The organism is Massilimicrobiota sp. An105 (assembly GCF_002161155.1).
Taxonomy (GTDB): domain Bacteria; phylum Bacillota_I; class Bacilli_A; order Erysipelotrichales; family Coprobacillaceae; genus Allocoprobacillus; species Allocoprobacillus merdigallinarum.
On sequence record NZ_NFLY01000095.1, the window covers coordinates 1 to 1947 of the forward strand.

A 1947-nucleotide genomic window follows, 5' to 3' on the forward strand; every position below is an offset into this window, starting at 1 on the left:
ACCCGTCTTTAGAGACTATCACTAGATTTTTTGGACTAAATTTAAAATCAAAATTTTAAGTAGCGAATAAACGTCGATTTTATCGATGTTTTTTTATGTTAAATTCTTTTATTTTTTTATAGTTTATGTTATAATAATAGTGATAGTGGTGATAGATTATTGGAGGTGCTTTATGGCTTATTTTCTTAAACAATCTCATTTAAAAGGACGTACTTATTTATCAATCGTTGAGAGTTTTTATTCTCCTGAAAAGCACGGGTCTGCTCATCGTACATACAAGTCTCTTGCCTCTGTTGAAACTTGGAAGAAAAAAGGTATTGATGATCCTGTTGCTCATTTTCAAAAAGAAGTTGATGAATTAAATGCTGCTCATAAAATTAAAAAAGAACTTCAAATATCTGATGAGTCTCCTGAAGTTTATCTTGGTTACTTCCCTTATGCCTCTCTTTTAAAATGTATGGACATAAAGAAGTATGTCGATTATTTAAATAATTCTAATAGCTTCACTTTTGATCTTTATGAACTTCTTTCTACACTCATCTTCGCTCGCTTAGTAAATCCTTGCAGTAAACGCAAGACTTTTCACGAAGTTCTTCCTAAACTTCATCAATCAGTTCATTATTCCTATGACCAACTTTTAAGCGGTTTAGGATATATCGGTAATGATTATGGAAAGTTTATTGAAATATTTAATGAACAATTAGATATGGTCTATAAAAAAGAAACTGATAAAACTTATTTTGATTGTACAAACTTCTATTTTGAAATTGATAAACAAGATGATTTCAGAAGAAAAGGACCATCTAAAGAAAGCCGTAAAGATCCAATAGTCGGTATGGGACTTCTACTTGATGCCAACCAGATTCCTATAGGCATGAAAATGTTTCCTGGGAATCAAAGTGAAAAGCCTATCATGAGAGATGTTGTAAATGATTTAAGAAATACATATCAAATAAATGGCAGAACAGTACATGTAGCTGATAAAGGTCTTAATTGTGCTGATAATATCGCTTTCGCCAAAGAAAATGGTGATGGTTATCTCTTTTCTAAATCCGTAAAGATACTTCCTGAAACTGAACAAACTTGGGTGACTATGGATAGTGATGATTGGGAAGAAGTGAGAGATAAAGAGGGACATCTCATTTACAAATACAAATCATGTGTTGATCAATTTCCTTACAACATCACTATTGATGAAAACACAGGGAAAAAGAAAATTTTGATGTTTAAAGAAAAAAGAGTACTTACTTATAACCCTAAGCTTGCTGCAAAGAAAAAGTATGAAATAGAAAAACAAGCTGAGAAAGCAAGAGAACTCTGTTATAGCCAAGCAAAACGTTCTGAATTTGGCGATCTAGGAAAATATGTTGATTTTATCAATGAAAAAGGAGGAAAAGCTAAAGCCAAAATAAATCAAGAAGCCATTGACAAAGAAAGAAAACTTGCAGGTTATAATCTTCTAGTGACTTCTGAAACAAAAATGAGTGAACGCGAAATATATGAGACCTATCATAATTTATGGAGAATAGAAGAATCATTTAAGATCATGAAAAGCGATCTCGATGCAAGGCCTGTATTTCTCCAAAAAGAAAGTACTATAAAAGGCCATTTCTTAATCTGTTATTTATCAGTTCTTCTAGAAAGATTACTACAATTCAAAGTATTCAATAAAGAGTTTAGTACATATGAAATCATGAAGTTCACACGTGAATTTAGACTAGTAAAAGGTGAAAGTAAATACATTAATATAACAACAAGTAGCAGATTTATAAAAGAATTTGCGAAGCTGTCTAAACTTCCATTAACTAACTACTACCTAACAGAGAGACAAATTAAACAAATATTAAATTATAAAATATAGAATTAAAAACAGGTCCCTAAAAATAGGGACCTAAATATTTTATAAAACTATCACTAGATTTTAATACCGGATACTAAAGTCAGGTA

The 1947-nt window shown here is 30.7% G+C and carries 1 protein-coding gene; it reads left to right on the forward strand.

The features are described 5' to 3' along the window. Positions 1 to 172 precede the first annotated feature (172 nt). Complete coding sequence (locus B5E48_RS13320; RefSeq protein ID WP_143746883.1) at positions 173 to 1861, forward strand: IS1634 family transposase; 1689 nt, start codon at positions 173 to 175, stop codon at positions 1859 to 1861. Positions 1862 to 1947 lie beyond the last annotated feature (86 nt).